This window comes from Streptosporangium sp. NPDC051022 (assembly GCF_040683035.1).
Taxonomy (GTDB): Bacteria; Actinomycetota; Actinomycetes; order Streptosporangiales; family Streptosporangiaceae; genus Streptosporangium.
The window spans coordinates 213,867-237,651 of sequence record NZ_JBFBCF010000011.1 but is presented as its reverse complement, the minus strand read 5'-3'; the positions used below and the strand labels follow the sequence as shown (position 1 = coordinate 237,651).

Here is a 23,785-nt window from a genome sequence, read left to right as displayed (position 1 = left end):
GGTGGCGGTGGCGACTCGGACCGGCCGCCGGGTCCCATTCGGTGCCCTGGCGCTTGATGAGCAAGCCCTGGCCGAGAGGAACGCGATCGGCGAAGAGATGCGCATCATCGGGATCGCGGTGTGCCAGGTCTGCGGCGACCAGCGCGGGGTGCCCTGTGCCGCCGTCCGTCAGCTCGCGTACGGTCGGTGCGGCTGTCCGGGCCGGCGAGAGGAGTGGCGACCGTGAGGGAGCCGCAGGAATGGCTGCGTGCGGACATCGAAGCCGAGCTCGCCACCGCGCAGGCCGCCACCCAGGGCGACTGGGAGATGTACGGCCAGGGAGATGATGACCACCTGCCCTACCCGGCCTATCCCGGCGAGCAGACCCAGCGCGGCCATGGCTGGGCCATCGGCATCACCGGCCGGCCGGGCCCGACGTCGCCGCCGATATGAGGCAGGTCGACGCGCGCCACGTCGTCGCCCGGCAGCCACGCGAGGTCATCGCCCGCTGTGAGTCCGACCTCGCGCTGATCGAGCCGTGCCAGACCGTCATCGAGGAGGAGAACCGCCGAGACGTCCGGGGAGGCCGGCCGAATCCGGAACGTGGGACGCCGGCCACGGAGGTCCTGGAGCACCTCGCGGTCCGTCGCCGTCACCGGCCCGGGGGCGTGAGAAGTGGGCATCGGATTCTGAGCCTAGGCTCTAAATCGACCCGATGCCTCCCTTGTGCATTTCCGTGCCTTCGCCTGGGATATCTCACCAGCCTGCATTTTCGATAGCAGCTTGAACAACCGGACCGTGTCGATAACCGCACCTCCGGCCACGGAAAATGTTTCTACATCCTTGTCCTTGCCGTTGAGAAACTGCGGTCTCGTTCCCGGGTCGCGGTCCTTGAAATGATTCACTGTGTATCACAGGGCGTCGGCCGGCTTACCTGTTCTCTGCTGGTGACGGGCTCGCCCGGCGCCCTGGTACGCCGAGGCCGCCCGCCGTACGGCGCGCATCTTGTTCGGCTGGATTCGCCGGGCCGAGGAGGTGCGCGACATCGGCGAGGCCGAGCGATGGGAGCCGCTGCGCGCCCCGGCTGGCGAGTTGCCGCCGGCCTGTCCGTACTGCCGGACGTTCTCGCTGCGGGTCGGCCGCCGGGCGGGTCAGGTCAGGTGTGCGAACCGGCGATGTGTGGATAACGATGGGCGTCCGCCGGTCGCGACGATCGGCAAGAACCGGCTGAAGGACCTCCGCGCGGACCTACCGCGGAAGGCGCGTGATCGGCGCTTACGCCATGATGAGGGCATGGACGCCTGGGCTTGGAGGACGCCGCCGCCCTGCTCCACCCGCCGCTCACCGCGGCGGAGGTGCGGGAGATGGTCGACCTCCTCCATCTCCAGCCGTACCGGATGCCGTGGACGACCGGCCCCCACATACGACCCGGCCGTCTTGCAACACGCCCACGCTGCGGGATGCGCGCCCGTGTTGACCTTGCTCGAATTCGGGCAGCATAACTCGAGGCAGGTTCCGCATGTCCAAAACCCGGCCGGTGAGCCGGGCTTTCACGTGTGCAGGGTCAGAGCAGGCCCAAGCTCCCGATGATCAGCAAGGTGAGCGTCACCGCTCCGGCAAACGCCGCACCGCTCGTGATGATCACGGTGTGGGACTCGGCTCCACCCAGCCGCGCGGAGAACCCGGCGAACTGGGCAGCGATAATCCCGATGAGGACGGCCACGAAGACAAGCAGGGCCTTCAGGGGGGTCATGCTCTCTCGACTCTCTATCCAAGTCGAGGCCGAGCCGGGATACGGGCAAGCAGTCCGACGATGGCTCGACCTCACGCCAACAGCGATCGGTCTTGCAAAGTCGGAGCCACCTTTTTCTCGGCTCCGTGCGCGTGCAGTACTCGCGCAAGGTCATCTTGCCGTCTGAATCAATGCCTCGGGATGAAACGCAGACATCCCTCGATGCGCTGGTGATCCGAGCCTGGCCAGAAGCAAGGGGCGCTCCGCTCGACCCGAGCAACGCCCGTGCCGCGCACCACCGATGCAACAGCGGACGCAACCCTGGTTTTCTCGGCCGTCTCTGCTCCTTGCTGACAGGGAGTCCTTTCCATCCCTGTCCCGGCGCCCGGCGGCTTGCCTGCTCCGCTGCGCCTTCAGGACCTTCACCGTCCCTTCGTCGAGGCTAAGGTGATTGGCGCGTCTGTCCGCAGGTCATCGAGGCCGGTGGCCCTTCTTTTTACGGCCGGCTGGCACGGCCCGGCGACCGGAGCCACTCTGTGCGGGTTTTTGTGCCTGCCGCTGTGCCGGTTTCTCCGCAGGGGAGGCGGGAGTACGGCCCCGCGAGCTGTTCACCGTCCGGCCGCGGACGATGCCGATGAAATCTTCCACCAGGTCAGTGGTCGCGTCCGTGGGCCAGCTCAGCGCGACCTGAGACTGCGGCGCGTCCGGCACCGGCCGGTAAGTGAGATCTCTGCGGTGGTGAAGGCGTGCCAGCGACAGCGGAACCAGGAGAATCCCGGTGCCGGCCGCTACCAGCTCGACCGCGTCCGCCGTTGTGGCCGGGCGGGTGAACGCGGGCAGCCCGGGCCGGACGGTCCACTCGATGGTCTCGTCCAGGGGATGGAACACCTCGTCGTCGACAAGATCGGCGATGGCCACCTCGTCGGCGGCGGCGATCACGTGGTCCTTGGGCGCCATGACCACCGTGGTCTCCACGTAGAGAGGAATCACGCTGAGCCCGTCCCGGTCGACCGGCAGCCGGACGAACCCGGCGTCGGCGCCGCCATTCCGGAGGAGTCCCACCACCTCGGCGGCGGGAACCGCGACCAGGGTAACCGGCACGCCGGGCATTCTCTCGGTCCAGATGTTGATCCATTTCGCGGGTGTCACCCCGGGCGCGTACGCCAGTCGAAACATCCTGCCGGTCTCTCCATCAGCCACTTCCTCAGGGTACCGATGGCAAGGGGACCTGTTCCGGCTGACTACTCTTGACGCCATGACCTCGCCCAAACCGAAGACCACCCAGACAATGAAGCCTGCGACCGCGGCCAAGAAGCTGGGTGTCCCTCTCTCGGCCACTCCCGCCGAGTTCCAGGCGGGTGTCGTCTCCAGGGACGAGCTGAACGAGTTGCAGTCGACACCACCCGCCTGGCTCGCCGACCTGCGCCGCAACGGCCCGCACACCAAGCAGGTCATCGCCGCGAAGCTCAAGGTCTCCATTGCCGGCCTGATCAGGAATGGGATCACCGAACCGCTCACCACCGCTGAGATCGATGAGCTGAAAGCGGAGAACCCGGCGTGGCTGGAGCGCGAGCAGTCCCTCCAGGTCGAGGTTCGCAAAGAAGCACTCCGCCTTAAGCAGCAACGCTAGACAGCGGAGATCCCGTACGTTTCCGGCCTCAGAGGTGTCTCCGGGCTGCCGCCACCGCCTCGCTGAGTGACCATCCGGTGATAACGCCCCTGGACGAGTCCCAGTCCGGTTGCGTTCGCGGGCGTGGTGTGTGAGTTGTCGCTGACAACCTGAGCCCTGCCGCACTCCACGCCTCTGCCCTTCCAGGCGGGTCAGGCGGTCAGGTGTCGTATAAGCCGTCCCAGGGTTCGTAGAAGCCGAGAGTGTCCGGGTAGAGCTCGGCGTGTTCGGTGCCTTCGAAGGTCTCGATGACGAGGCCGAAGAGCACGCCGTCGAACTCGTGCCGGAAGGGCCGGATGGCGATGTCGCCGAAGCGGCGGCCGGGGAGTTCGTCGAGCCACTGCTCCAGCAGGCCCTGGGCGGCGTCCACGGACGCCCGGTGGTCGGCTTCGGTGCCGGTGCGCTCGATGCGGGAAGCGAGGTGGTGGCCGGAGGCGTCGAAGGTGTGCAGGACGGCGTGCCAGTGTTTGTGGGCCGGCCAGTCGTCGGTGTGGGTGTAGCCCTTGGGGAAGACGGCGACGACGGAGCCGAGGAACTGCCCGCCTTCCCAGTGGCCGATCGTGTCGGTGTGGTAGTCGGGCTCGTAGCTTATGGGGATGATCTCCGGGACCGTCATGGGCTGGAGAGTAGCCACCGGGTACGACAACACCTCCGCACCGTCCTCGACCTTGCTGACGGAAGTGCTGCCCCCGCCCCTGGACGAAGGTGGACGGAGGAAAGGGAAGGTCCCGGCAGACGGGGGCGGGGGAAAGGGCATGCGGTACGGGGTGGGCTGCATGCGTCCGCTTGAGCTGTCTGCCGGGACGTTGGGAGGCGCGACGGGGCAGGGGTGGTGCTCCCCGGCCCCCTCCAGTACCGAGGGGCCCTGCCCGCCGCGCCCGTCTATCGGCCGGCGTACTCGGCCAGGACCTTTGCCGCACCCTTCAGGTCATTGACCGGGTGGCGCCTCTCGGCGGACTGCCAGGAGAAGTAGGTGCCGCCGTACCCGACGAACACCCATACCGGCATCCCCAGCTTGGGGCGGGGAATCATCAGGGCGGTGCCGTTGTCCCGTAGTTCGGCCCGCACCCCGCGCCACAACAGTGCTGCCTGCAGGCGGGGGAGGAGGGCTTCGCTCTGCTGCTCTTCCTGTGGGCTGGCTTGCGGGGGAACGGCGACGGCCTGGGGAGGAGGGTTCATGCCACGCTCCTTTCGGCCCGGCCGCCTCCGAGGCGGTCGAGACATTCCTGTTCTCCGTACGTCTCTCGATCACTGCCGTTCTCGCCGGCGAGGAGGGCACGGCATGAACTGCGCAGCTTGGGTCCACGTCCTCGGCACGAGGGACAGGGGTTTCTTCTCTGGGCTCGTCTGGCCGGGTCACCGTCGCCATCTTCTCGATATTTCGACATTTGATCCGCGCTCCCTGCGGCGGGAGGCGGGTTGACGTAGCGTGGTTGCTTGGTGACAAGTCCACCGGCGATCGGAGCCCGACAGGACCCCCGCACAGTCCCCTGTCGGCTCCCCTCTTGACTCCCCCCGCTGAGAGGAAAAGCAGGAGATGGCCGAGAAGGCCCCGAACGCCCTGTTACGGGCATGGCGCACCACCAACCGGCTCACCCGGCTTGAGACGGCCGAGAGGATCAACGCCACCTCGGTCGGCGTCGCCGAACGCCTGGCCTGCGACGAGGAACGGGTCCGCCGCTGGGAAACCGGGGAGGTCAGATGGCCCAGTACCTTCTACCGCCTGGCCCTCACCCAGCTCACCGGCCTGACTCCGGAACAGCTCGGCTTCTCCAGGCTCATGCGCGACGAGAAACGCAAGGCAGCCGCGGGTGTTTTGGCCCGAAACGACCACTCGGTGAAGGCTGACGCTCTGGCGGGTGTGCCACGTACCGTGGATCTCGTCGGCGAGGGGGAGGACGAGAATGAGATGCGACGCCGTGAGCTCGTCGGGCTGACCGGAGCCGCCTTGTTCAGCGCGGTGCTTCACCAGCCCGAGCCGCCCCATGACAAGGGGCAGGACACCGATGATCTCGCCGTCGCGCTGCTGGGACACTCCGGCCTCTTCGACGGTCCCGCGGATCTGGCATCGATCACCGCCATGGTCGCCCAGGCCAAACGCGGCTACCAGGCCAGCCGCTACTCCCAGGTGATCGCCGGGCTGCCGTCCCTGATCCGCACGCTCCGCGCCGCCTGCTCCACCCTGGACGGCGACGAGAGACTACGAGCGCACGCCCTGTCCGCCAAGGTGCACCACATCGCGGCCTCCATCCTGCTCAAGCAGGAGAACAAGGGCCTCGCCTGGCTCGCCGCGGACCGCAGCCTCCTGGCCGCCCACGCCAGCCAGAGCCCCCTGGCGATCGGATCGAGTTCCCGGGTCATCACCCGCGCCCTCATGAACGGAGCCCACCACCGGGTCGCCATCAGCACGGCCGGTACCGCGGCCGCCCGCATGGACACCGACCTCGAACAGCCTTCCGGCGACGAGCTGTCGATCTACGGATCCCTGCTGCTGAGCGGTGCCGTGGCCGCCGCGCAGACCGGCAACCGGCACGTCACCGTCGAACTGCTCGACGAGGCCGCCCAGGCGGCCCGGCGACTCGGCTACGACGGCAACCACCAGTGGACCTCGTTCGGCCCGGCCAACGTACTGTGCCACCGGGTCAACGTCGCCCTGTGGCTCGGCGACGCGGGAACCGCGATCGACCACGCCCGCCGGATAGACCTCGACAGGCTGTCCACCAACGAGCGCAAGGGCAGGCTCCTGGTCGACACCGCCCAGGCGTTCCTCATGTGCGGAAAGCACGACAAGGCCCTTCACATCCTGCGCGCCGCCGGGCAGATCGCCGCCGAGGAGGTCACCGGCCGCCCGGCCGCCCTTCGCCTCGTCCGCGACATCGCCGCCACAGCACCGGTCAGCGTCCGTCGCGAAGCTTTCGAGTACGCCACATCCCTGGGAGTCGTCACTTGATGGAACCGGGCAATGTGCTCTACATCGTCGTGTGCGCCGCCGGAGCCGCCGGTGACGTCGGCCGCCTGGTCACCCTCGCCCAGGACGACGGCTGGGCCGTCCAGATCGTCGCCACCCCGCCCGCCCTGGACTTCATCGACGTCCCCGCCCTGGAACGGCAGACCGGCCGCCCGGTACGCAGCCAGTACCGCAAGCCGTACGAACCCCGGCCCCCACGCGCCGATGTGATCATCGTCGCCCCCGCCACCTACAACACCATCAACAAGTTCGCCCAGGGCATCGCCGACACCTACGCCCTGGGCCTGCTCGCCGAAGCCCCAGGCCTGGGCATCCCCGTGGTCGTACTGCCCTTCGTCAACACCGCCTTCGCCTCCCGTGACCCTTTCCGCCGCAGCGTCGAAACCCTGCGCGCCGAGGGCATCCCCGTCCTGCTCGGTCCCGGCCGGTTCGAACCCCACCCACCCGGCGCCGGAGGCGAGATCCTGGAGGCCTATCCCTGGGCGCTGGCTTTGAGGGAGATCGAGCAGCACCGTCCCCGATAAGAGTGTGGATCACTGCCGAATTGTTCTTGTGGGGGTATCAAGCGGTCGCCCGGTCTCGGGGTCCAGGACGACCACCTGCCCGCCCCAGAGCGCCCGATCATCACCCGGCCTGTCGTCCAGGCGCACGTGCGAGGGATCGACCCAGGTCACCACAGGCAGGCCGTCAGAGTGCTCGTAGCTGAAGCGCTCCACCAAGGACCACTCACGCGTCAGCAGGCCGTCGTTCTTGCGGACCATGAGCGTCCAGTCGGGGACGATCCAGCCGTCGTACAGGACACGCACCTCCAGCCCGCTGCCGGTCGGGCCGGGGATCTGGGCGTACACCTGCTGGTTGTTCACGTAGGTGACCAACCCTATGGTCGTCCAGATCATCCCAAGCGCGATGACGGGCCCGCGGGGCCCTCCCCCGAGGACGAGCGCCCCGGAGACGATGATCAGGCTCGCGGCCAGGGTGCCCAGCAGGATCGGCCGGTCGAGGACCACGTAGTGCCCGACGGCGCCGGCCACGGCGAGGATGGGGTTTCCGGCGGCGAAGCGGGGAAAAGGGGCTCACGGGCACGCCGGATCGCTCTGGCTCGCCACGCCGGTCCAAGGCGGAACGGCGGGGTCTGTCTCAGGTCGTCTCCGGGCGATCCGGTTCCGGTTGAACCGGCCGGGCCGGTGGTGTTCAAGGCCGCCGGTCGATGACCCGGCCTCGTCGGCCTCGATTCACCCGCCGCGATACCCACGCGGTCGCGCTCCTCAACGGTGACTCGTCCGTAAGCTGAGGGTGTGTCCCCCTCACTGGTCCTGCTCGACGGCGTCCGCTGGCGGGATGTTCGCGTGATCGGCGATCGCGCGCACACCCTGCTCGCCCTGCTCGCCATGCACGGGCGTGCGGGGGTCGGTGACGAGCGCCTGATCGAGGAGTTGTGGCCCGACGAGGCTCCGGCCAACCCGACGAAGGCGTTGCAGGTGGTCGTCTCGCGGACCAGGGCGGCGACCTGTGCCGACGTCGTGGTGCGGATCCCGCGTGGTTACCGGCTCGGGGTGCCCGCCGGTCAGGTGGACGCGCTGTTGCTCGGCGCGCTGGTGGAGCAGGCACGGGCCGCACTGGGCGAGGACGACACGGCGCTCGCGCGTCGATGCGCCGAGGAGGCCATGGGTCTCGTGGCCGGTGGCCTGGACGGCGCCACGGGCCCGCTCGCCGAACTGAGGGGCGTCGCGGCGGGGTGGGCGGCCGAGGCGCGACGGGTGGCGGCGATCGCGCGGGGCCGGAGTGGCGCTCACGAGGGCGCGCTGCCGCTGCTGGAGGAGGCCGCGGCCGATCGGCCGCACGACGAGGAACTGCTCGCCTGCCTGCTGCGCAGCGAGGCCGCCGTACGGGGTGTCGCCGCCGCCCTGGAGCGCTACGGGCGGTATCGCGCGGACGTGGTCGCGCGGCTCGGCGCCGAACCGGGGCCTGAGCTCGCCCGCGTGTACGCCGAACTCCTCGCCGCCGATCGGCCGGTGCGTGAGGGCATCCTGTTCGACGGTTCCTCGCTGCTCGGCCGCGACGGCGACATCCGTGCGGTGCACGCCCTGTCGCAGACGAACCGGGTGGTCTCCATAGTCGGCCCCGGCGGGCTGGGCAAGACGCGGCTGGCTCATGTCGTCGGCAGGAACGCCGCGCAGCCCGTCGTCCACTTCGTCGAGCTCGTCGGCGTCTCCTCGCCGGAGGGCGTGGTGGGCGAGGTGGGCTCGGCGCTCGGGGTCCGGGACTCGGTCAGCGGGCGTCGTACCTTGACCGCCGGGCAGCGCTCCGACGTTCGCGCCCGGATCGCCCAGCATCTCGACCAGGCTCCGGCGCTGCTGATCCTGGACAACTGCGAGCACGTGATCGAGGCCGTCGCCGACCTGGTGGCGTTCCTGACCGTGACGACCCGCGACCTGCGGGTGCTCATCACCTCGCGCGCCCCCTTGTCGATCCCCGCCGAACGCGTCTACCTGCTCGGCGAGCTGTCCACGGGCGACGCGGTCGAGTTGTTCCGCCAGCGCGCCACGGCCGCCCGCCCGGGGGTGCGGATCGACGAGGGAGTGGTCGAGGAGGTCGTCGCCCGTCTCGACGGGCTGCCGCTCGCGATCGAGCTGGCCGCGGCCAGGGTGCGGGTGATGTCGGTGGAGGAGATCGCGCGGCGCCTGGCGGACCGGTTCGCCCTGCTGCGCGGCGGGAACCGTACGGCCCCCGACCGGCACCAGACGCTGCTCGCGGTCATCGACTGGTCGTGGAATCTGCTGGGCGAGCCGGAACGGCGGGCGTTGCGGTGGTTGTCGCTGTTCGGCGACGGTTTCACGCTGGCCGCGGCGGAGCACGTACTCGGCCCGGACGCCCTGCACGTCGTGGACGCGCTGACCGAGCAGTCGATGCTGAGCGTCCGCGAGACGACGTACGGCCTCCGCTACCGGATGCTGGAGACCGTCAGGGAGTTCGGGCGGATGCGGCTGAAGGAGACCGGTGAGGAGGCGCCCGCTCGGAGGGCGCAGCGGGCCTGGGCGACGGAGTACGCCCTCGAGCACGCCTTCGAGCTGTTCAGCCCGGCGCAGTTCGCGGCGGTCGACGCGTTGGGCGCCGAGGAGAGCAACCTCGCCGATCTGCTCCGGCAGGCTCTCGGCGAGTCCGATCCGGTCACGACGGTCCAGTTGCTGGCCGGCGTCGGCGCGCTGTGGACGGTTCGCGGCGACTACCCCCGGATCCTCGTTCACTGGGATGCGATCATCCAGGTGATCACCGGCTGGATGCCGCCGCCGCACCTCGTCGAGGTGACCAGGGCCGCCGTACTGGTCGCGCTCACACACAACGTGATCATCATCGACCGCCGCAGCGATCCGCTGCGCGCCCTTCTCCGTGGCCTGCCCACCGATGACACGACGGATCCCCGGGTGGCGGCGACGGCCACGGTGCTGCTCGCGTGCGCCACGGCCGACGGTGCCGACGTGCGCCGCCGGCTGGCGGAGTTGTGCCGGAGCGCCGACCGCGACGTGGCCTTGGCGGCGACGCAGATGAGCGTCCACGTCCTGGAGAACGCGGGAGACGCGACCGGGGCGGTCGAGGCCGCCGAGCGGGCCCTGACGATGCTCGGCGAGGACGAGGGGCCGTGGTCCGCCGCGATCATGCACGCCGTGCTGGCACACCTGGTCGCGCAACTCGGTGACCGGCGGCGGGCGGTCGGACACGCGCGGACCGCCATCCCGGTGCTGAGCCGCGTCGGCGCCACCGACGACGAGACCCAGCTCCGCTCGGTGCTGCTGGTCTCCGCACTCGTCGACGGTGATCTCGGCACCGCCGAGGCCGAGCTCGCCGAGATCACCCGGATCAACGACAGCGAGGCGGTGCTCGGCGGGTCGGCGGCCGTCTCGTTGTGCGTGGCCGAACTCGCCCTCGGCCGCGGCGAGACGGCCGCCGCGCTCGCGGAGTACCGCCTGGCCGTCCGGCGGGCGCGCGACGTGCGCCTGCCGGGGATGCCGCACGCGGAGCTCACGCCGTGGACGATCGTCGCGGTGTCGATCGCCCTGACGGCGTACGCGTACCACGCCGCCTCGCCGGAGGACGTCCGGTACGGAGAGGAGTTGTTCTCCACCGTCCGGGGCCGGGACCTGCTGGACGAGGAGGACTCGCTCCTGGACTACCCGCTGTGCGGCTCGATGCTCTTCGCGCTCGGTGCCTGGGGGCTGTTGCGGAGAGCCACGGCTCCTCGCGACGCGATCGGGTTGCTGGTGCTGGCCGAGCGGTTCGCGTACCACAGCAGCATGCCCAGCATGGCCTTCGGGCGGATCGAACCGCACGCCGAGCGGGCCGCGCCCGGGATGATCGCCGCCGTGCGGGCCGAGTACGGCGATCGACGCGGCTCCGACCTGTTCGACGAGGCGCGGAATCTCGTCGAACAGGTCTCCGGTCGTGCCGGGCGGAGGTCACATGTGCCGCTTGTAGCTGCGCACCGACAGCGGCGCGAAGATCGCGATGACGATCAGGCACGCCAGGAGCGTCCAGGCCACCTCTCCGCTGAGGAGGGCGTTGTTGGCGAGGTCGCGGGCGGCCGTGACCAGGTGTGAGACCGGGTTGACCCGTACGAACGCGGCCAGCCAGCCGGGCAGGGTCTCGACGGGGACGAACGCGTTCGACAGGAACGTCAGCGGGAACAGGATCATCATCGAGATGCCCTGTACGGCCTGGGCGCTCCGGGAGATCGTGCCGACCCAGGTGAAGATCCACGCCAGCGACCAGCCCGTGAAGATCGCCAGCAGGATCGCGGCGAGCACGCCGCCGGCTCCGCCGCCCGGGCGGTAGCCCAGCCCCAGCCCCATGCCGAAGGTCAGGGTGGCCGAGATCGTGTAGCGCAGCAGGTCGGCCACCATCGGGCCGGCGAGCGGCGCGATCCGGGCGATCGGCAACGACTTGAACCGGTCGAAGACGCCCTTCTCCATGTCCTCGCGGAGTTGCGTGCCCGTGGCCATGCACGTCGTCAGCACGGTCTGGGCGAGGATGCCGGGGATCATCAGGGGGAGGTAGCTCTCCACGTCGCCGGAGACGGCGCCGCCGAAGATGAAGGCGAACATCGCGGTGAACAGGATCGGCTGCAGCGTCACGTCGAAGAACTGCTCCGGATTGCGGAGCATCTTCTTGAGCGCCCGCCACGCCATCATCATGGTCTGGCCGACGGTCTCCCCCAGGGAGACGTGCCGCCGGGCGGCCGCCACGCGGTCGGCGGCCCGGACCGCCTCGCGGGCGGGTGCGATCATGGTGCTCATCGGTTCTCCTTCGTGCCGGTCTTGTCGTCCCCGTCCGTTTCGTGGCCGGTGAGGGCGAGGAACACCTCGTCCAGGCTGGGTTTGGCCACGCTCACCGAGGAGATCGACACCCCGGCGGTGCGCAGCGCGATCAGTACGTCCGCGGCCAGGTCGGCCTGGTCGAGGGCGACGTTGAGGCGGCCCTGCTCCGGGCTGAGGACCGGGTCGGAGCCGAGGACACGCCGTACGACCTCAACGGCGGTGGACACCTCGCCCGGGTCGGCGAGCAGCAGTTGGAGGGTGGAGTCGCCGACCGCGGTCTTCAACTCGTCGGGGGTGCCCTCGGCGACCTTGCGGCCGCGGTCGATGACGGCGACGCGATCGGCGAGCTGGTCGGCCTCGTCCAGATACTGCGTGGTCAGCAGCACCGTGCAGCCGTCGGCGACCAGACCGCGGATGGTGTCCCACATCTGGCCGCGCGTGCGCGGATCGAGACCGGTGGTCGGCTCGTCGAGGAAGATCAGCGGTGGTCTGGTGATCAGGCTGGCCGCCAGGTCGAGGCGCCGGCGCATGCCGCCGGAGAACTGCGCGATCGGCCTGTCGGCGGCCTCCTCCAGGCCGAACTGGCCCAGCAACTCCGTGGCGACGCGGCGGGCACGCGGCGCGGCGATGCCCTGCAGGCGACCGAAGAGCCAGAGGTTCTCGCGGGCGGTCAGGTTCTCGTCGACCGACGCGTACTGTCCGGTGACGCCGACCAGTTGCCGGATCACGTGCGGGTTGCCGGCCACGTCGACCCCGAAGATCTCGGCACGGCCCGCGTCGATCTTCAACAGGGTGGCCAGCATCCGCAGCATGGTGGTCTTGCCGGCGCCGTTCGGGCCGAGGACGCCGAAGATCTCACCCGGGTGTACGTCCAGGTCGATCCCGTCGACGGCACGGTGCCCGCCGAACGTCTTCACAAGCCCTTCCACACGTACGGCCAGATCGGTGCCCCCGCCGGGGACCGTGCCGCCCCCGGTACGTCCGAGTTCTGTGATGCTCATGGCTCCACTATCGGCGGCGCCGGTTTCACGGCGCCCTCGACCGGGTTTCACCGGTTTCTGGGAGTTCTGTTCCGGCACTCGGCGGCGGACTCGTCCTTCGGCCTCGTCTCTTCACGCGTGCCGGGGCAAGACGTACACTACGTAAAGTACGTGGTTGACGTTCATTGCGGAGTTGGCACGGGTGAACCCTTCGGAGATCGAGTTCGTCGATCGCATGGGACTGATCATGGAGCGCCTGGGCGGGACGCGCACGATGGGCCGCATGCACGCGTGGCTCATGATCTGCGACCCGCCCGACCGGTCCCTCACCGAGCTGGCGGCGGAGCTGGGCGTGAGCAAGACCGCGGTCAGCACGGTCGCCAGGCAGCTGGAGCTGAGCGGGATGGTGGAACGCGTCCCCACATCCACTCGCGAGCACCGCTACCGGATGATCAGCGGGGGGTGGGATCAGGTCATGCGGGTGCAGCTGGCCGTCGTCAGGCAGAGCCTCGACACGCTCGACTTCGGGCTGTCGGTCATCGGCGACGACCGGTCCGGCCAGCGCGACCGGCTGGAGGACACCCGGGAGTTCTTCGCCTTCATCCTGCAGGACTCGGACGGGATGTTCGAGCGCTGGAAGGAGTACCGCGAGAAGACGTCCTGACGTACATCAGCGGAGGGATCCTCAACCAAGGAGAGGCGATGTCCGACATCGTCGAACGGTACGACATCCCCAAACGGCACTTCTGGCTGCACGGGCCCCGATCGGGCCCGGCGGTCGAGTTCGACGCCCGCACCGGGCTGTGGAACGTCTACGGTTACCCGGAGTCGCACGAGGTCCTCGGCGACCCCGTGACCTACTCCTCCGACACCATGCGCGTGCTCCCCAGGGAGCTGATGCCCAGCGCGGACGACTTCTCGCTGAATGGCTTCATCACCCAGATCGACCCGCCGGAGCACGGCAAGCTGCGCACGCTGGTCAGCAGCGCCTTCACCCGCAAGGTCGTGGCGGATCTCGAACCGAGGATCGCCGCGCTCACCCACGAACTGCTCGACGCGGCGCGCGAGCGCGACCGGTTCGAGCTCGTGAGCGATCTGGCCTATCCACTGCCGGTCATCGTCATCGCCGAGCTGCTCGGGGTGCCCAGCGGCGATCGCGCCCTGTTCAAGCAGTGGGCCGACGCGCTGTTCCAGCGTGACACCGAGATCTCGCTCAACCAGTCCGCCGAGGAGCGCAGCGCGGACATCGAGACCACGATGAGACCGTGGAAGGAGATGTCCGCCTATCTCGCCGCCCACGCCGCCGAACGCCGGCGGCAGCCGCGCGCCGACCTGCTCACCAGGCTGGTGGAGGCCGAGGTGGACGGCGAACGCCTGCCCGACGAGCAGGTGGTCAACTTCGCGATCGTCCTGCTGCTCGCGGGGCACATCACCACGACGATGCTGCTCGGCAACACGGTGCTGTGCCTGGACGCCTTCCCCGAGCGGCAGGACAGGGCACGTGCCGACCGCTCCTCGATCCCGGCCGTCATCGAGGAGTCCATCCGGTTCCTGACCCCGTTCGCCCTCCTCGGCCGCGCCACCACCCGTGAGGCCCGGCTCGGCGGTGTGACGATCCCGGCCGACCAGATGGTCATGGTCTGGCTCGCGGCGGCCAACCGGGATCCGCGCCAGTTCCCCGATCCCGACGTCTTCGACCCCGGCCGCACCCCCAACCCGCACCTCGGCTTCGGCCGCGGTGTCCACTTCTGCCTGGGCGCGCCCCTGGCCCGGCTGGAGGGGCAGGTCGCGCTGAACATCCTGCTCGACCGGTTCGACGTCCTGCGTACCGACCCGGACGACCCCGTGCGGTTCATGCCCACACCGTCCCTGACCGGAGTGCGCCGCCTTCCGCTCGTTCGGGGGTGACGCCGTACGGCGGACGCGCCCCTGAGGGGCGAAGCCGCCCGGGAGGCCGTCGCGGCCGGTGACCGGACCGGTCAGGGCGACGGCGGTGATCCCGGGAGGAGCGCGCGCGACCGGGTCCGGCGGCGGCGGATGCCGCCGGACCCGGTCAGCCGTGCGCCTGATCCGCCCGCCCGGTGTGGTGTGCGAGGTGTTCACCCAGGTCATGGAGCGATGCGGGGGTTTCCTCCCGTGATCTAGAGGTCGCCGGCCGTTGGTGAAAACCGGGTGACATTTCGTATCACTTACCGGAATGCTGGGTGTGGGCGATGAGTTTTGTCGGTGGTGCCCGGCAGGCTTGACATGACCAGGACTCCCTGTGAGACCCGCGGCTGAAATGCCAGCGATGACGACGTCATGTCCGACGACCCCGTCCTGACCGACGACCCCGATTGAGGTGCCGTGCCCAGCCCACAGCTCGACTCACCTGCCAAGTCCGCGATCGCCGTTCCAAGTCGCACCCCGGCCGTGATCCGGCTGCTGGTGCTCGCCACGTTCGTGGTCATTCTCAACGAGACGATCATGATCAACGCGATCCCGCGGCTGATGGACGCGCTGCACATCACCGAGCAGACCGCGCAGTGGCTCTCGACCGCCTTCATGCTGACCATGGCCGCCGTCATCCCGATCACCGGATGGTTCCTGCAGCGGGTGTCCACCCGCGGCGCGTACACCACCGCGATGGGCCTGTTCCTGCTCGGTACGGCGCTGGCCGCCGTCGCGCCGACGTTCGAGGTGCTGCTGGGCGCCCGCATCGTCCAGGCGTCCGGGACGGCGGTGATGATGCCGCTGCTGATGACCACGCTGATGCAGGTGGTGCCCGAGACGGAGCGGGGCCGGGTGATGGGCAACATCACCCTGGCCATCTCGGTCGCACCCGCGATGGGCCCGACGGTCTCGGGGGTGATCCTCCAGTTCGGGTCCTGGCGTCTGCTGTTCGTCGTGGTGCTCCCCATCGCCGCCGTGATCACGTGGGGCGGGCTGAAGCAGCTCAGGAACGTCGGGGAGCCTCAGTACAGCACCATCGACTGGCTGAGCGTGGTGACCGCCGCCGTCGGCTTCGGCAGCCTGGTCTACGGGCTCAGCCGGTTCGAGGGCGGTGACGTCCGCCTCGCCGCCACGATCACGGCGGTCGGCCTGGTGTCCATCGCCGTCTTCGTCGTCCGCCAGCTGTCGTTGCAGAAGCACGGCGTGCCGCTGATGGACCTGCGCACCCTGCGCCACCGCACCTACACGGTCGCGCTGATCATGATGTCGGTGGCCTTCATGGCGATGCTCGGCTCGATGATCCTGCTGCCGCTGTACCTGCAGAACATCCGCGAGGTCAGCCCCCTGCAGACCGGGCTCCTCGTGATGCCGGGCGGTCTCGCGATGGGGCTGCTCGGTCCGACCGTCGGCCGCCTGTTCGACCGGTTCGGCGGCCGGGTTCTGATCATCCCCGGCGCGATCGGGATCACGCTCGCGCTCGCCGGCTTCACCCAGGTCACGATGACCATGCCGTTCTGGCAGCTCCTCGGTCTGCACGCGCTGCTGATGGTGAGCCTGGCCGCGACCTTCACCCCGGTGTTCACCCTCGGGCTCGGAGCGGTTCCGCCGTCGCTCTACTCTCACGGCAGCTCGATTCTGAGCACGTTGCAACAGGTCTCCGCGGCCATCGGCACCGCGCTCGTGATCACCGTGATGAGCGTGCGAGCCGATGCCCTGAGGTCCGCGGGGGTCACGGAGACGCTCGCCAACCTCGACGGCATGCGGCTGGCCTTCATCATCGGTGCGGTGCTGTCCGTGGCCGTGGTCGTCACCGCCCTGCTCCTGCCCGCTCGGGCGAGCAGCTTCGGTGAGTCCGGGGAACACGGGCCGATGGAACCGGCGCGACGGTGAAGCGGACGCCGCCGTCCCGATCCGGCCGCTCACCGCGGCGAAGGTGCGAGAGGTGATCGGCCTCCCGCGCCTCCGGCCGTACGGTTTCCGCCGCACCGAACGCCGTGGGCGTCCGGTGCCGACGTATGATCCGACCGTCCTGTAACACGCTCACGCCGCGGCTGTGCGCGCCAGAGCCGACCTTGGACGAGTTGGGTCCGCACGGTTCGCGACGGTTTCCGCCTGTCCTCAGACGGAATGCGGGGTCCTCGCCAGCTTCTCGGCCAGTTCCACCGCCGCTTCGATCGCTTCGGCCTTGGCCTTCCCTCGCAACGTTCGAGGGACGGTGAAGAACAGGCGGGAACCGTCCCGCAGCGTGACTTTGATGGCCTGTCGCTCATCGGTGAACATTCGCGGTCACCTGCCTAAACCACATGTGCTGTTCCCGGCATTAGAACATGAATGCCAGGTTTAGCCCAGACCTATTTGTCGTTGTATGTCCAAGGCTTCTCCGGGGACATAAGGGGCAGGGCGGGCCCGGCCTCGTGATGATCGGCAGGGTGGGCGTCACCGCTCCGGCGAGGGCCGCGCCGCTCGTGATGATCATGGTGTGGGACTCCCCCTCTCTCCGCTTTCCTGTCACATACCGCCTATAGCGGGCAATGCTTACCGAGCCGGTGCGATCGTGAATGATCTACATATTTCCGTCAGACAGGATTATGCTCTGGGCAGTTCTGAAGTGGATCACACGGAGGTGCCTGTGAGAAAGATGACCGTACGCCGCAAGAGCTCGCTGCGTCTGCTGTCCGGCGCCCGCCGGCTCTGGATCGAGTGGTGCTGGTAGCTGCCGGCATGGCGGGTGCTCCCGGGCGCCCGCCCCTTCGGCGATCGGCCCGGCCGTGACCGGCGAGCCGGGCGGCTACGACTGCCACCGCGACCACGGGCCGTACGCCGGGGTCGCGGCCTTCCTCGGCCGGATCGCCGCCGACCGTCCCCGCCTGGCGTCCCGCCACAGGGTCGAGCTGCACGCCATCGCCCCCTGGCTCGACCACGCGGCACGACCGGCCGCCGAGGATGAGCCGATCCGGTTCCATCCCGCCCGGCGCACCGCCTGCCTGGCCTATGGCGCGGCGGAGTTCGTGGCGGCCTGGGCGGACACGCTCCGGCAGCCGGTCACGGTACGGTTCGACCACGTCGGCAGTGCCGACGAGACCACCCGCGAGCTGCTGGACGCGCTGATCCGCCGGATCGGGTCGTCCCCGGTGCGCCTGGACCTGCGCGACGGCGGCGCCCGCGAGCCGGTGGCGGCCGACCCGGCGCCGGAGGCGACGCGTACGGCCCTGGGCGACAGCCTGGCCCGCGGCTTCTACCACCACGCGGCCCGAACCGCCCGGAGCGGACGCGCCAGGGTGACCCCGGACGGCGACCTGCGGCACTGGTGGGCGTTCACCACCGGCCTGGCCACCGCCCTGGCGGCGATGGACCGCGCCGCCGAAGCGCTCGACCTCTACCACGAGGCGCGCACCGTCACCGACGATCCGAAGATCACCATGTCGGCCGCGTACGCCACCGCCATGCTGTACGCCAGGCACCTGCCGGCGGCCGACCAGGACCCGGCGCTGGCGCGGCACTGGCTGGAGCAGGCGCTCCACCTCGCCGCGGGTTCGAACGACCCACGGCAGCGGGTGCTGTCCACCGTCTTCTACGAGCAGGGCCTGGCCCTGCTGGACGCCAGGGCGGGTGAGCCCGCCCGCGCGCTGCGGCTGATCGACGACGGGCTGGCCCGGCTGACGGCGGTGCTCGCCCCGGGCGAGCGTCCGCAGGACCTGGCCCGGCTACGCCACAACCGGGCGCAGGTGCACCTGGCCCTGGGCGATCCGGCACGGGCCCTGGCCGACCTCGACACCGTGATCGCACACGACCCCGACAACTGCGAGTACTACGTGGACCGGGCCGCCCTGTACCGCGCGGCGGGCCGCTCCCAGGCCGCGATCAGGGACTACGGCACCGCGATCCGCCTGGGACCGCACCTGCCCGAGGCGTACTACAACCGGGCCGTGCTCCAGCAGGAGCGGGGCCGCCTCGATCGGGCGCGGGATGACCTGGAACGCGCGCTCGCCGTCGATCCCGGGCACCTCGACGCCCGGATCGCCCTGGTCAACCTGCTGGTGGAGCGTGGCGCGCTCGACGCGGCCGAGGCGGGCGCGCGGGCCGGGCTGGAACTGGCCCCGCGGGAGCCCGCGCTGCTGTGCACCCTCGGGCTGATCCGCTCGGAGCGCGGCGGCCTCGCCGAAGCCGACGAGCTGCTCACCCGGGCCCTGGCCGGGGATCCCGAGCTGGTCGAGGCGTGGACGAACCGAGCCGCCGTCCGGTTCGAACGCGGCGACGTGGCCGCCGCCGTGGCCGACCTGGACCGGGCGGTGGCGCTGTCGGAGGCACCGGTGCCCCGCTACAACCGGGGCACGGCGTTGATGAGGCTGGGGCGGTGGGACGAGGCCGCCGGCGACTTCGCCCACGCGCTCGCCCAGCCAGGCCTGGACCGGGCGCTGCGACGCGACCTGCGCGCGGAACTGGCCCGCTGCCGCCGCGCCATGGCCGGGTGACGCCGGGGGCGCCCTTCCGGACCCGCGCTCCGCGCCCGCCGAAGGGCTGATCCGTCTTCGGGGGGCGCGGCAACGGGTGGTGATACCCGGCGGATACACGGCTGAGCACGCACGGATACCCGGCCGGTACCGGGTGGAGGAGAACGGCCGCCAGGGTGGCCATGGCGCCGCGAGGGGTGGCGCGATTCCACCGTGGAGGGTTCCTCGATGCGTGTGTTGACGTGTGCTCTGCTCTGCCTGGTGGTGCTGACCGGCTGCGGGAACAACGCCGTCCCCGCGGCCGACGGGAGCGGGAACAACACCGTCCCCGCGGCCAACGGGAGCGGCACCTCGGCGGACAAGCTCCGCGAGCGGGAGAATGTCATCGCCACCTGCATGAAGAAGAAGGGCTTCGGCTACGTCCCCACGGTCAGCCGGCCCAAGAGGTCCGACGCGGGCACCGCCGACTACGCGGCGATGAAGGAGGACCGCGGCAAGTACGGCTTCGGCATCTTCTCCGCCTTCGTCTACCCGGAGCAGGCCCCCACGCCGGAGCCCGACCCCAACGAGGCGACGATCAACAGCCTCTCCGGCGCCAAGCGGCAGGCCTACCTCAAGACCATGAACGAGTGCCGGGTCACCGCCCTCCAGCAGGTGGACGGCCTGAAGGTCACCTCGCTCGACGACTACCAGGAGCAGATGAGCAAGGAGATCGAGCGCATCGACAAGGAGCTCGACGGTGATCCCAAGCTCGTGGAGCTCGCCGGGTCCTTCGCCGAATGCCTGAAGTCCAAGGGCGAGCAGGTGACCTCCAGCAGGCCGAACAGGCTGAGCGGCCGCGGCATGACGGTGTGGGGCGAGGAGGCCAAACGGCTCGGCAAGAAGGGCACGGTGACGGCGGAGGCGGCCAGGCCGTACCTGGCCAGGGAGATCAAGTCGGCGCTGGTCGACCTGGAGTGCGGCAAGGACTTCTACGCCGCCTACATCCCGCTGGGCACCCGGCTCACCAACGAGGCCCGGGTGAGGTTCGGGTTCACGGAGCAGTGATGCGCACTCCGCGCGGCAGGCTGCTGTTCGCTCTGGCGGTGATCCTGGTGGTCGCGGGGGCCGGCTGGGGAGTGAGCACTCGGCTGCGCTCCCCAGCCGACGAGGCGGCGGCACGCAAGCCGCCCAGACCGTCACTGGTCACCGTCGCGGTCGAGCGGCGCGAGCTGGTCAGCACCGTCGCGGTCAGCGGCGCACTGGAGTACGGCTCGCCGTACCCGGTGTCGCTGGCCGGCGTGGTGGGCGGCGGCGAGGCCGTTCAGCGGGCCACCCGTGCTCCCCGGCGAGGCACGATCACGGAGGGCGCGGTGGTGATGGAGGTGAACGGGCGCCCGGTGTTCGTCTTCTCCGGCAAGGTGCCGATGCACCGCGGCCTCGGCCCGGGCGCCAGTGGAGCCGACGTCAGGCAGTTGCAGAAGGCGTTGCGCAGGCTTGGCCACCGCGTGCCCGTGACCGGGGTGTTCGACCAGGCGACCATCGCCGCGGTGTCGCGTTTCTACGCCAAGCGGGACTACGAGGCACAGCAACCCACCCTGGAGCTGCGGCAGCAGCGCGACACCCTGCGCAGGGCCGTACAGACCGCGCAGGAAGTGCTGGTGACCGAGCGCACGGCGCTTGACCAGGGCGCGGACGTGCTCCCCCTGAAGGTCAGGCTCGCCAACGCCCGGCGGGATCTGAGGGAGGCCGAACAGGCGCTGGCGCGCGCGCGGGCACAGGATCACACCACCGAGGACGAGGCCAAGGTCGAGGCCGCCGAGAGTGCCGTACGAGCGGCCGAGGAGAGACTGCTGACCGCCGAGCAGGAGCTCGCCCAGGCCCGCGCGACGCCCACCCCTTCGCCCACCTTCTCGCCCGGTCCCAGCTCCAGCCCCGGCACCGGCACCGGCACCGGCACCGGCACCGGAATCGGCACCGGAATCGGTACCGGCACCGGCACCGGAATCGGTACCGGCACCGGCACCGGAATCGGCACCGGCACCGGCACCGGAATCGGCGTCCCGGACGGGCCGCCCGCCGACACCCGCCTGCTCGAACTCCGGGTCGCCAACGCCAGAGCGGATCTGGCCGCCGCCCGGTCGGCGCTGGAGCGGGTGCTTGAGGAGGCCAGGACCGCGCGGGACGGGCGGCTGGCCGAGCTGGGGAAGAGCGTCCGTGCGGCGCGAGAGGCCGTCGTCACCGCGGAGCAGGCGCTCAGGCAGGCCAGGCAGCTCTCGCCCGCCAGGCTGAAGGTGGCCAACGCCCGGCGTGACCTGGCCGCGGCACAGGCGCTGCTGGCCGAGTTCTCCCGGACCTACGGAACCACCGTTCCGCCGGGGGAGATCATCTTCCTGCCCAGACTGCCGGCCCGCCTGCACAAGGTGACCGTCAAGGCGGGCGAGCTGGCGGACAAGCCGATCGCCACGGTGACCGGCTCCACCTTCGTGGTCTCGGGCTCGGTGGACGCGGCCGAGGCCGAGCGGCTGAAGGCGGGACTGGACGCGACCATCGAAACCGAGTCCGGCAAGGTCGTCCCCGGTACGGTGACCTCCCTCGGCGGGCGCGACGCGAAGGGCGCCGTGCCGGTGGTGGTCGTTCCCGCCTCGATGAAGGGACTCAGGAAGCTCGCCGGCGCCCCCGTCACCGTCCACGTGACCATCGGCGCCACCGGCGGGCAGGTGCTCGTGGTCCCCGCGGCGGCCGTCGTCACCGCCGCGGACGGAAAGGCCCGGGTACAGGTGGAGATCGCACCCGACCGGGTCAAGGAGGTCGAGGTCCGTACCGGCCTGGCCGCCGACGGGGCCGTGGAGGTGACCGGTGACCTCGAACCGGGCGACCGGGTGGTGGTCAACAGTGCCTGAGCCGGTCATCCTGCTCGACGACCTGACCAAGGAGTTTCCCGCCGATCCTCCCGTCAGGGCGCTCTCCACCGTCAACCTGAGGGTCGAGAGAGCGGACTACGTCGCCATAGTCGGCCCCTCGGGGTCCGGCAAGTCCACCCTCCTCAACATGCTCGGCCTGCTCGACCGGCCGACCGGCGGCAGCTACCGGCTCGACGGCATCGAGACCACCGCGCTGAAGGACGGCGCGCGGACCACGGTGCGCGGCAGCCGTATCGGATTCGTCTTCCAGTCCTTCCACCTGCTGCCCCACCGCAGCGTGCTGGAGAACGTGATGCTGGCCGAGGTCTACGGCAGGGGCGCGCGCAAGGGACGGCGCGAGCGCGCGCTGCGGGCCCTGGAGCGGGTACGGCTGTCGCACCGGGTGGACTTCCTGCCAGGCAGGATGTCCGGCGGCGAGCGGCAGCGCGCCGCCATCGCCCGCGCCCTGATGGGCGAGCCCGCGCTGCTGCTGTGCGACGAGCCGACCGGCAACCTCGACAGCAGGAACACCCAGGCCGTGCTCGACCTGTTCGACGAGCTGCGCGCCCAGGGCATGACCATCGTGGTCATCACCCACGAGAACGAGGTGAGCGAGCGCGCCGCGCGCCGGGTGCGCATCACCGACGGCACCCTGACCGAGGAGTAGACGTGCACCCGCGCGACCTGCTGAACGAGGCCATGGCGGGCCTGCTGGCCCGCCCGGTGCGCTCGGCGCTGACCACGCTGGGCACCGTGCTGGGCATCACCACCCTCGTGGTCACCCTGGGCGTCGCCGCGACGGCGGGCAACCAGATCGTCGGCCGTTTCGACGAGCTGACCGCGACCTCCGTCACGGTCGAAGTCCCGGAGAACCCGTTTCCGCTGGTCGACTGGGACGACGTCGGCCGGGTGACCCGGCTGCGCGGGGTGGTCTCCGCCGCGGCCCTCGCCGAGTCGGAACGGAGCGCCAACCTCAGCGTCCGCTCCAACGACATCGTGGACCCCACCCGGGTCACCGACCAGACTCTCACGGTGGTAGCCGGCGGCCTCGGCCTGCCCGCCGCGGTCAAGGGCAGGATGGTCGAGGGCCGCTACTTCGACGCCGGGCACATCGCCCGCGGGGACAAGGTCGTCGTGCTGGGCCGGCACGCGGCCAAGATGCTGGGCATCACCCGGCTGGACCGGGCCCCGGCCGTCTTCATCGGCACCCAGGCGTACACGGTCATCGGCGTGCTCGACGACCTGAAACGCGAGAAGAGCCTCGCGAGCGCCGTCATACTGCCACCGGCCGTCGGCAGGCGCTACGGCCTGAGCACCGTGACCCGGGTCCTGGTCAACACCGGCCTCGGCGCCGCCGAACTGATCGCCAAGCAGGCGCCGGTCGCACTCAGCCCCGGCAACGAGGGCCTCCTCCAGGTCATGTCGCCGCCCAGTCCCACCAGGGCACGCGACGCGGTCGAGGGCGACGTCAACGGCCTCTTCCTGATCCTCGGGCTGGTCTCCCTGGTCGTCGGCGCGGTCGGCATCGCCAACGTCACCCTGGTGACCGTGATGGAGCGTGTCGCCGAGATCGGCCTGCGCCGCGCCCTGGGCGCCGCCCGCCGCCACGTCGCCGCGCAGTTCCTGCTGGAGTCCACGCTCACCGGGCTGACCGGCGGCGTCATCGGCGCTTCCGCGGGAATCGTCGTGATCGTCGCGGTCTGCGCCGCCCGGCAGTGGACTCCGGTCCTGGACGTACGGCTGGCCGTCATGGCACCCGCCGCCGGTGCCGTCGTCGGGCTGCTCGCGGGCCTGTATCCGGCCCTGCGCGCCGCCCGCATGGAACCGGTCAACGCGCTCCGGTAGACATGGCGCATGACCGTTGACGCGATCACTACAAGACG

At 70.3% G+C, this 23,785-nt stretch carries 21 protein-coding genes and 1 pseudogene; 13 read left to right on the top strand and 9 right to left on the bottom strand.

The window, feature by feature from the left end:
* The first annotated feature begins 222 nt into the window (after nt 1-222).
* Complete coding sequence (locus tag AB0N02_RS20330; RefSeq protein WP_363948601.1) at nt 223-432, top strand: hypothetical protein; 210 nt, start codon at nt 223-225, stop codon at nt 430-432.
* Nucleotides 433-890: 458 nt separating this feature from the next.
* Here the strand turns inward: AB0N02_RS20330 and AB0N02_RS20325 are convergent, their stop codons facing one another.
* The 3 genes from AB0N02_RS20325 to AB0N02_RS20315 all read right to left on the bottom strand — a co-directional run bounded on the left by AB0N02_RS20325 (nt 891) and on the right by AB0N02_RS20315 (nt 2,911).
* Entirely contained in the window at nt 891-1,025 is a 135-nt protein-coding gene (locus AB0N02_RS20325) for a hypothetical protein (protein WP_363948599.1), read from the bottom strand.
* Between the two features lie 518 nt (nt 1,026-1,543).
* A complete protein-coding gene (locus AB0N02_RS20320) occupies nt 1,544-1,732 on the bottom strand; it encodes a hypothetical protein (RefSeq protein ID WP_363948596.1) in 189 nt (62 codons plus the stop codon).
* Between the two features lie 450 nt (nt 1,733-2,182).
* Nucleotides 2,183-2,911, bottom strand: a complete 729-nt coding sequence (locus AB0N02_RS20315) for a LysR family substrate-binding domain-containing protein (protein WP_363948593.1) — start codon at nt 2,909-2,911, stop codon at nt 2,183-2,185.
* 88 nt (nt 2,912-2,999) lie between these two features.
* Here AB0N02_RS20315 and AB0N02_RS20310 point away from each other — a divergent pair, with 88 nt between their 5' ends.
* Nucleotides 3,000-3,341, top strand: a complete 342-nt coding sequence (locus tag AB0N02_RS20310) for a DUF5997 family protein (protein WP_363948590.1) — start codon at nt 3,000-3,002, stop codon at nt 3,339-3,341.
* Between the two features lie 199 nt (nt 3,342-3,540).
* Here the strand turns inward: AB0N02_RS20310 and AB0N02_RS20305 are convergent, their stop codons facing one another.
* Entirely contained in the window at nt 3,541-3,996 is a 456-nt protein-coding gene (locus AB0N02_RS20305; protein WP_363948588.1) for a hypothetical protein, read from the bottom strand.
* Nucleotides 3,997-4,262: 266 nt separating this feature from the next.
* A complete protein-coding gene (locus AB0N02_RS20300; protein ID WP_363948585.1) occupies nt 4,263-4,559 on the bottom strand; it encodes a hypothetical protein in 297 nt (98 codons plus the stop codon).
* Between the two features lie 358 nt (nt 4,560-4,917).
* On the opposite strand from AB0N02_RS20300, the gene AB0N02_RS20295 reads away from it, so the two are divergent.
* Nucleotides 4,918-6,330, top strand: coding sequence for an XRE family transcriptional regulator (locus AB0N02_RS20295; RefSeq protein ID WP_363948582.1), 1,413 nt, complete (start codon nt 4,918-4,920; stop codon nt 6,328-6,330).
* Nucleotides 6,330-6,872, top strand: coding sequence for a flavoprotein (locus tag AB0N02_RS20290; RefSeq protein ID WP_363948579.1), 543 nt, complete (start codon nt 6,330-6,332; stop codon nt 6,870-6,872). The genes AB0N02_RS20295 and AB0N02_RS20290 overlap by 1 nt, the downstream gene beginning before the upstream one ends.
* A 9-nt stretch (nt 6,873-6,881) precedes the next feature.
* Here the strand turns inward: AB0N02_RS20290 and AB0N02_RS20285 are convergent, their stop codons facing one another.
* Nucleotides 6,882-7,379 (bottom strand): hypothetical protein, encoded by a 498-nt coding sequence (locus AB0N02_RS20285; RefSeq protein ID WP_363948576.1) that lies wholly within the window; start codon nt 7,377-7,379, stop codon nt 6,882-6,884.
* 357 nt (nt 7,380-7,736) lie between these two features.
* On the opposite strand from AB0N02_RS20285, the pseudogene AB0N02_RS20280 reads away from it, so the two are divergent.
* Nucleotides 7,737-9,107: pseudogene (locus AB0N02_RS20280) on the top strand (BTAD domain-containing putative transcriptional regulator); the annotation flags it as partial.
* 1,692 nt (nt 9,108-10,799) lie between these two features.
* Here the strand turns inward: AB0N02_RS20280 and AB0N02_RS20275 are convergent.
* Entirely contained in the window at nt 10,800-11,636 is an 837-nt protein-coding gene (locus tag AB0N02_RS20275) for an ABC transporter permease (RefSeq protein WP_363948574.1), read from the bottom strand.
* Entirely contained in the window at nt 11,633-12,658 is a 1,026-nt protein-coding gene (locus tag AB0N02_RS20270) for an ATP-binding cassette domain-containing protein (protein ID WP_363948571.1), read from the bottom strand. Before AB0N02_RS20270 ends, AB0N02_RS20275 begins: the two co-directional genes overlap by 4 nt.
* A 154-nt stretch (nt 12,659-12,812) precedes the next feature.
* On the opposite strand from AB0N02_RS20270, the gene AB0N02_RS20265 reads away from it, so the two are divergent.
* The 3 genes from AB0N02_RS20265 to AB0N02_RS20255 all read left to right on the top strand — a co-directional run bounded on the left by AB0N02_RS20265 (nt 12,813) and on the right by AB0N02_RS20255 (nt 16,459).
* Nucleotides 12,813-13,301 carry a MarR family transcriptional regulator gene (locus AB0N02_RS20265; protein ID WP_363948568.1) on the top strand — a complete coding sequence of 163 codons (489 nt, stop codon included), beginning with the start codon at nt 12,813-12,815 and terminating at the stop codon, nt 13,299-13,301.
* 38 nt (nt 13,302-13,339) lie between these two features.
* Nucleotides 13,340-14,545 carry a cytochrome P450 gene (locus AB0N02_RS20260; protein ID WP_363948565.1) on the top strand — a complete coding sequence of 402 codons (1,206 nt, stop codon included), beginning with the start codon at nt 13,340-13,342 and terminating at the stop codon, nt 14,543-14,545.
* A 438-nt stretch (nt 14,546-14,983) separates the two neighbouring features.
* Complete coding sequence (locus AB0N02_RS20255; RefSeq protein ID WP_363948563.1) at nt 14,984-16,459, top strand: MDR family MFS transporter; 1,476 nt, start codon at nt 14,984-14,986, stop codon at nt 16,457-16,459.
* Between the two features lie 228 nt (nt 16,460-16,687).
* On the opposite strand, the gene AB0N02_RS20250 is transcribed toward AB0N02_RS20255, so the two are convergent.
* Entirely contained in the window at nt 16,688-16,849 is a 162-nt protein-coding gene (locus AB0N02_RS20250; RefSeq protein WP_363948560.1) for a hypothetical protein, read from the bottom strand.
* Nucleotides 16,850-17,337: 488 nt separating this feature from the next.
* On the opposite strand from AB0N02_RS20250, the gene AB0N02_RS20245 reads away from it, so the two are divergent.
* The 5 genes from AB0N02_RS20245 to AB0N02_RS20225 all read left to right on the top strand — a co-directional run bounded on the left by AB0N02_RS20245 (nt 17,338) and on the right by AB0N02_RS20225 (nt 23,747).
* Nucleotides 17,338-19,041 (top strand): tetratricopeptide repeat protein, encoded by a 1,704-nt coding sequence (locus AB0N02_RS20245; protein WP_363948557.1) that lies wholly within the window; start codon nt 17,338-17,340, stop codon nt 19,039-19,041.
* Between the two features lie 207 nt (nt 19,042-19,248).
* Entirely contained in the window at nt 19,249-20,067 is an 819-nt protein-coding gene (locus tag AB0N02_RS20240; RefSeq protein ID WP_363948555.1) for a hypothetical protein, read from the top strand.
* On the top strand, nt 20,067-21,902 hold the full coding sequence (locus tag AB0N02_RS20235; RefSeq protein ID WP_363948553.1) for a peptidoglycan-binding protein: 1,836 nt from the start codon (nt 20,067-20,069) through the stop codon (nt 21,900-21,902). Before AB0N02_RS20240 ends, AB0N02_RS20235 begins: the two co-directional genes overlap by 1 nt.
* On the top strand, nt 21,895-22,569 hold the full coding sequence (locus AB0N02_RS20230) for an ABC transporter ATP-binding protein (RefSeq protein ID WP_363948550.1): 675 nt from the start codon (nt 21,895-21,897) through the stop codon (nt 22,567-22,569). The genes AB0N02_RS20235 and AB0N02_RS20230 overlap by 8 nt, the downstream gene beginning before the upstream one ends.
* Before the next feature lie 2 nt (nt 22,570-22,571).
* A complete protein-coding gene (locus tag AB0N02_RS20225) occupies nt 22,572-23,747 on the top strand; it encodes an ABC transporter permease (RefSeq protein WP_363948547.1) in 1,176 nt (391 codons plus the stop codon).
* Nucleotides 23,748-23,785: the final 38 nt, after the last annotated feature.

What these genes read in the sequence shown, in the direction of transcription:
- AB0N02_RS20325 (WP_363948599.1), bottom strand. Translation starts at nt 1,025, where the DNA reads ATGTCGCGCACCTCCTCGGCCCGGCGAATCCAGCCGAACAAGATGCGC.
- AB0N02_RS20320 (WP_363948596.1), bottom strand. Translation starts at nt 1,732, where the DNA reads ATGACCCCCCTGAAGGCCCTGCTTGTCTTCGTGGCCGTCCTCATCGGG.
- AB0N02_RS20310 (WP_363948590.1), top strand. Translation starts at nt 3,000, where the DNA reads ATGAAGCCTGCGACCGCGGCCAAGAAGCTGGGTGTCCCTCTCTCGGCC.
- AB0N02_RS20305 (WP_363948588.1), bottom strand. Translation starts at nt 3,996, where the DNA reads ATGACGGTCCCGGAGATCATCCCCATAAGCTACGAGCCCGACTACCAC.
- AB0N02_RS20300 (WP_363948585.1), bottom strand. Translation starts at nt 4,559, where the DNA reads ATGAACCCTCCTCCCCAGGCCGTCGCCGTTCCCCCGCAAGCCAGCCCA.
- AB0N02_RS20295 (WP_363948582.1), top strand. Translation starts at nt 4,918, where the DNA reads ATGGCCGAGAAGGCCCCGAACGCCCTGTTACGGGCATGGCGCACCACC.
- AB0N02_RS20290 (WP_363948579.1), top strand. Translation starts at nt 6,330, where the DNA reads ATGGAACCGGGCAATGTGCTCTACATCGTCGTGTGCGCCGCCGGAGCC.
- AB0N02_RS20275 (WP_363948574.1), bottom strand. Translation starts at nt 11,636, where the DNA reads ATGAGCACCATGATCGCACCCGCCCGCGAGGCGGTCCGGGCCGCCGAC.
- AB0N02_RS20270 (WP_363948571.1), bottom strand. Translation starts at nt 12,658, where the DNA reads ATGAGCATCACAGAACTCGGACGTACCGGGGGCGGCACGGTCCCCGGC.
- AB0N02_RS20260 (WP_363948565.1), top strand. Translation starts at nt 13,340, where the DNA reads ATGTCCGACATCGTCGAACGGTACGACATCCCCAAACGGCACTTCTGG.
- AB0N02_RS20250 (WP_363948560.1), bottom strand. Translation starts at nt 16,849, where the DNA reads ATGTTCACCGATGAGCGACAGGCCATCAAAGTCACGCTGCGGGACGGT.
- AB0N02_RS20240 (WP_363948555.1), top strand. Translation starts at nt 19,249, where the DNA reads ATGCGTGTGTTGACGTGTGCTCTGCTCTGCCTGGTGGTGCTGACCGGC.
- AB0N02_RS20235 (WP_363948553.1), top strand. Translation starts at nt 20,067, where the DNA reads ATGCGCACTCCGCGCGGCAGGCTGCTGTTCGCTCTGGCGGTGATCCTG.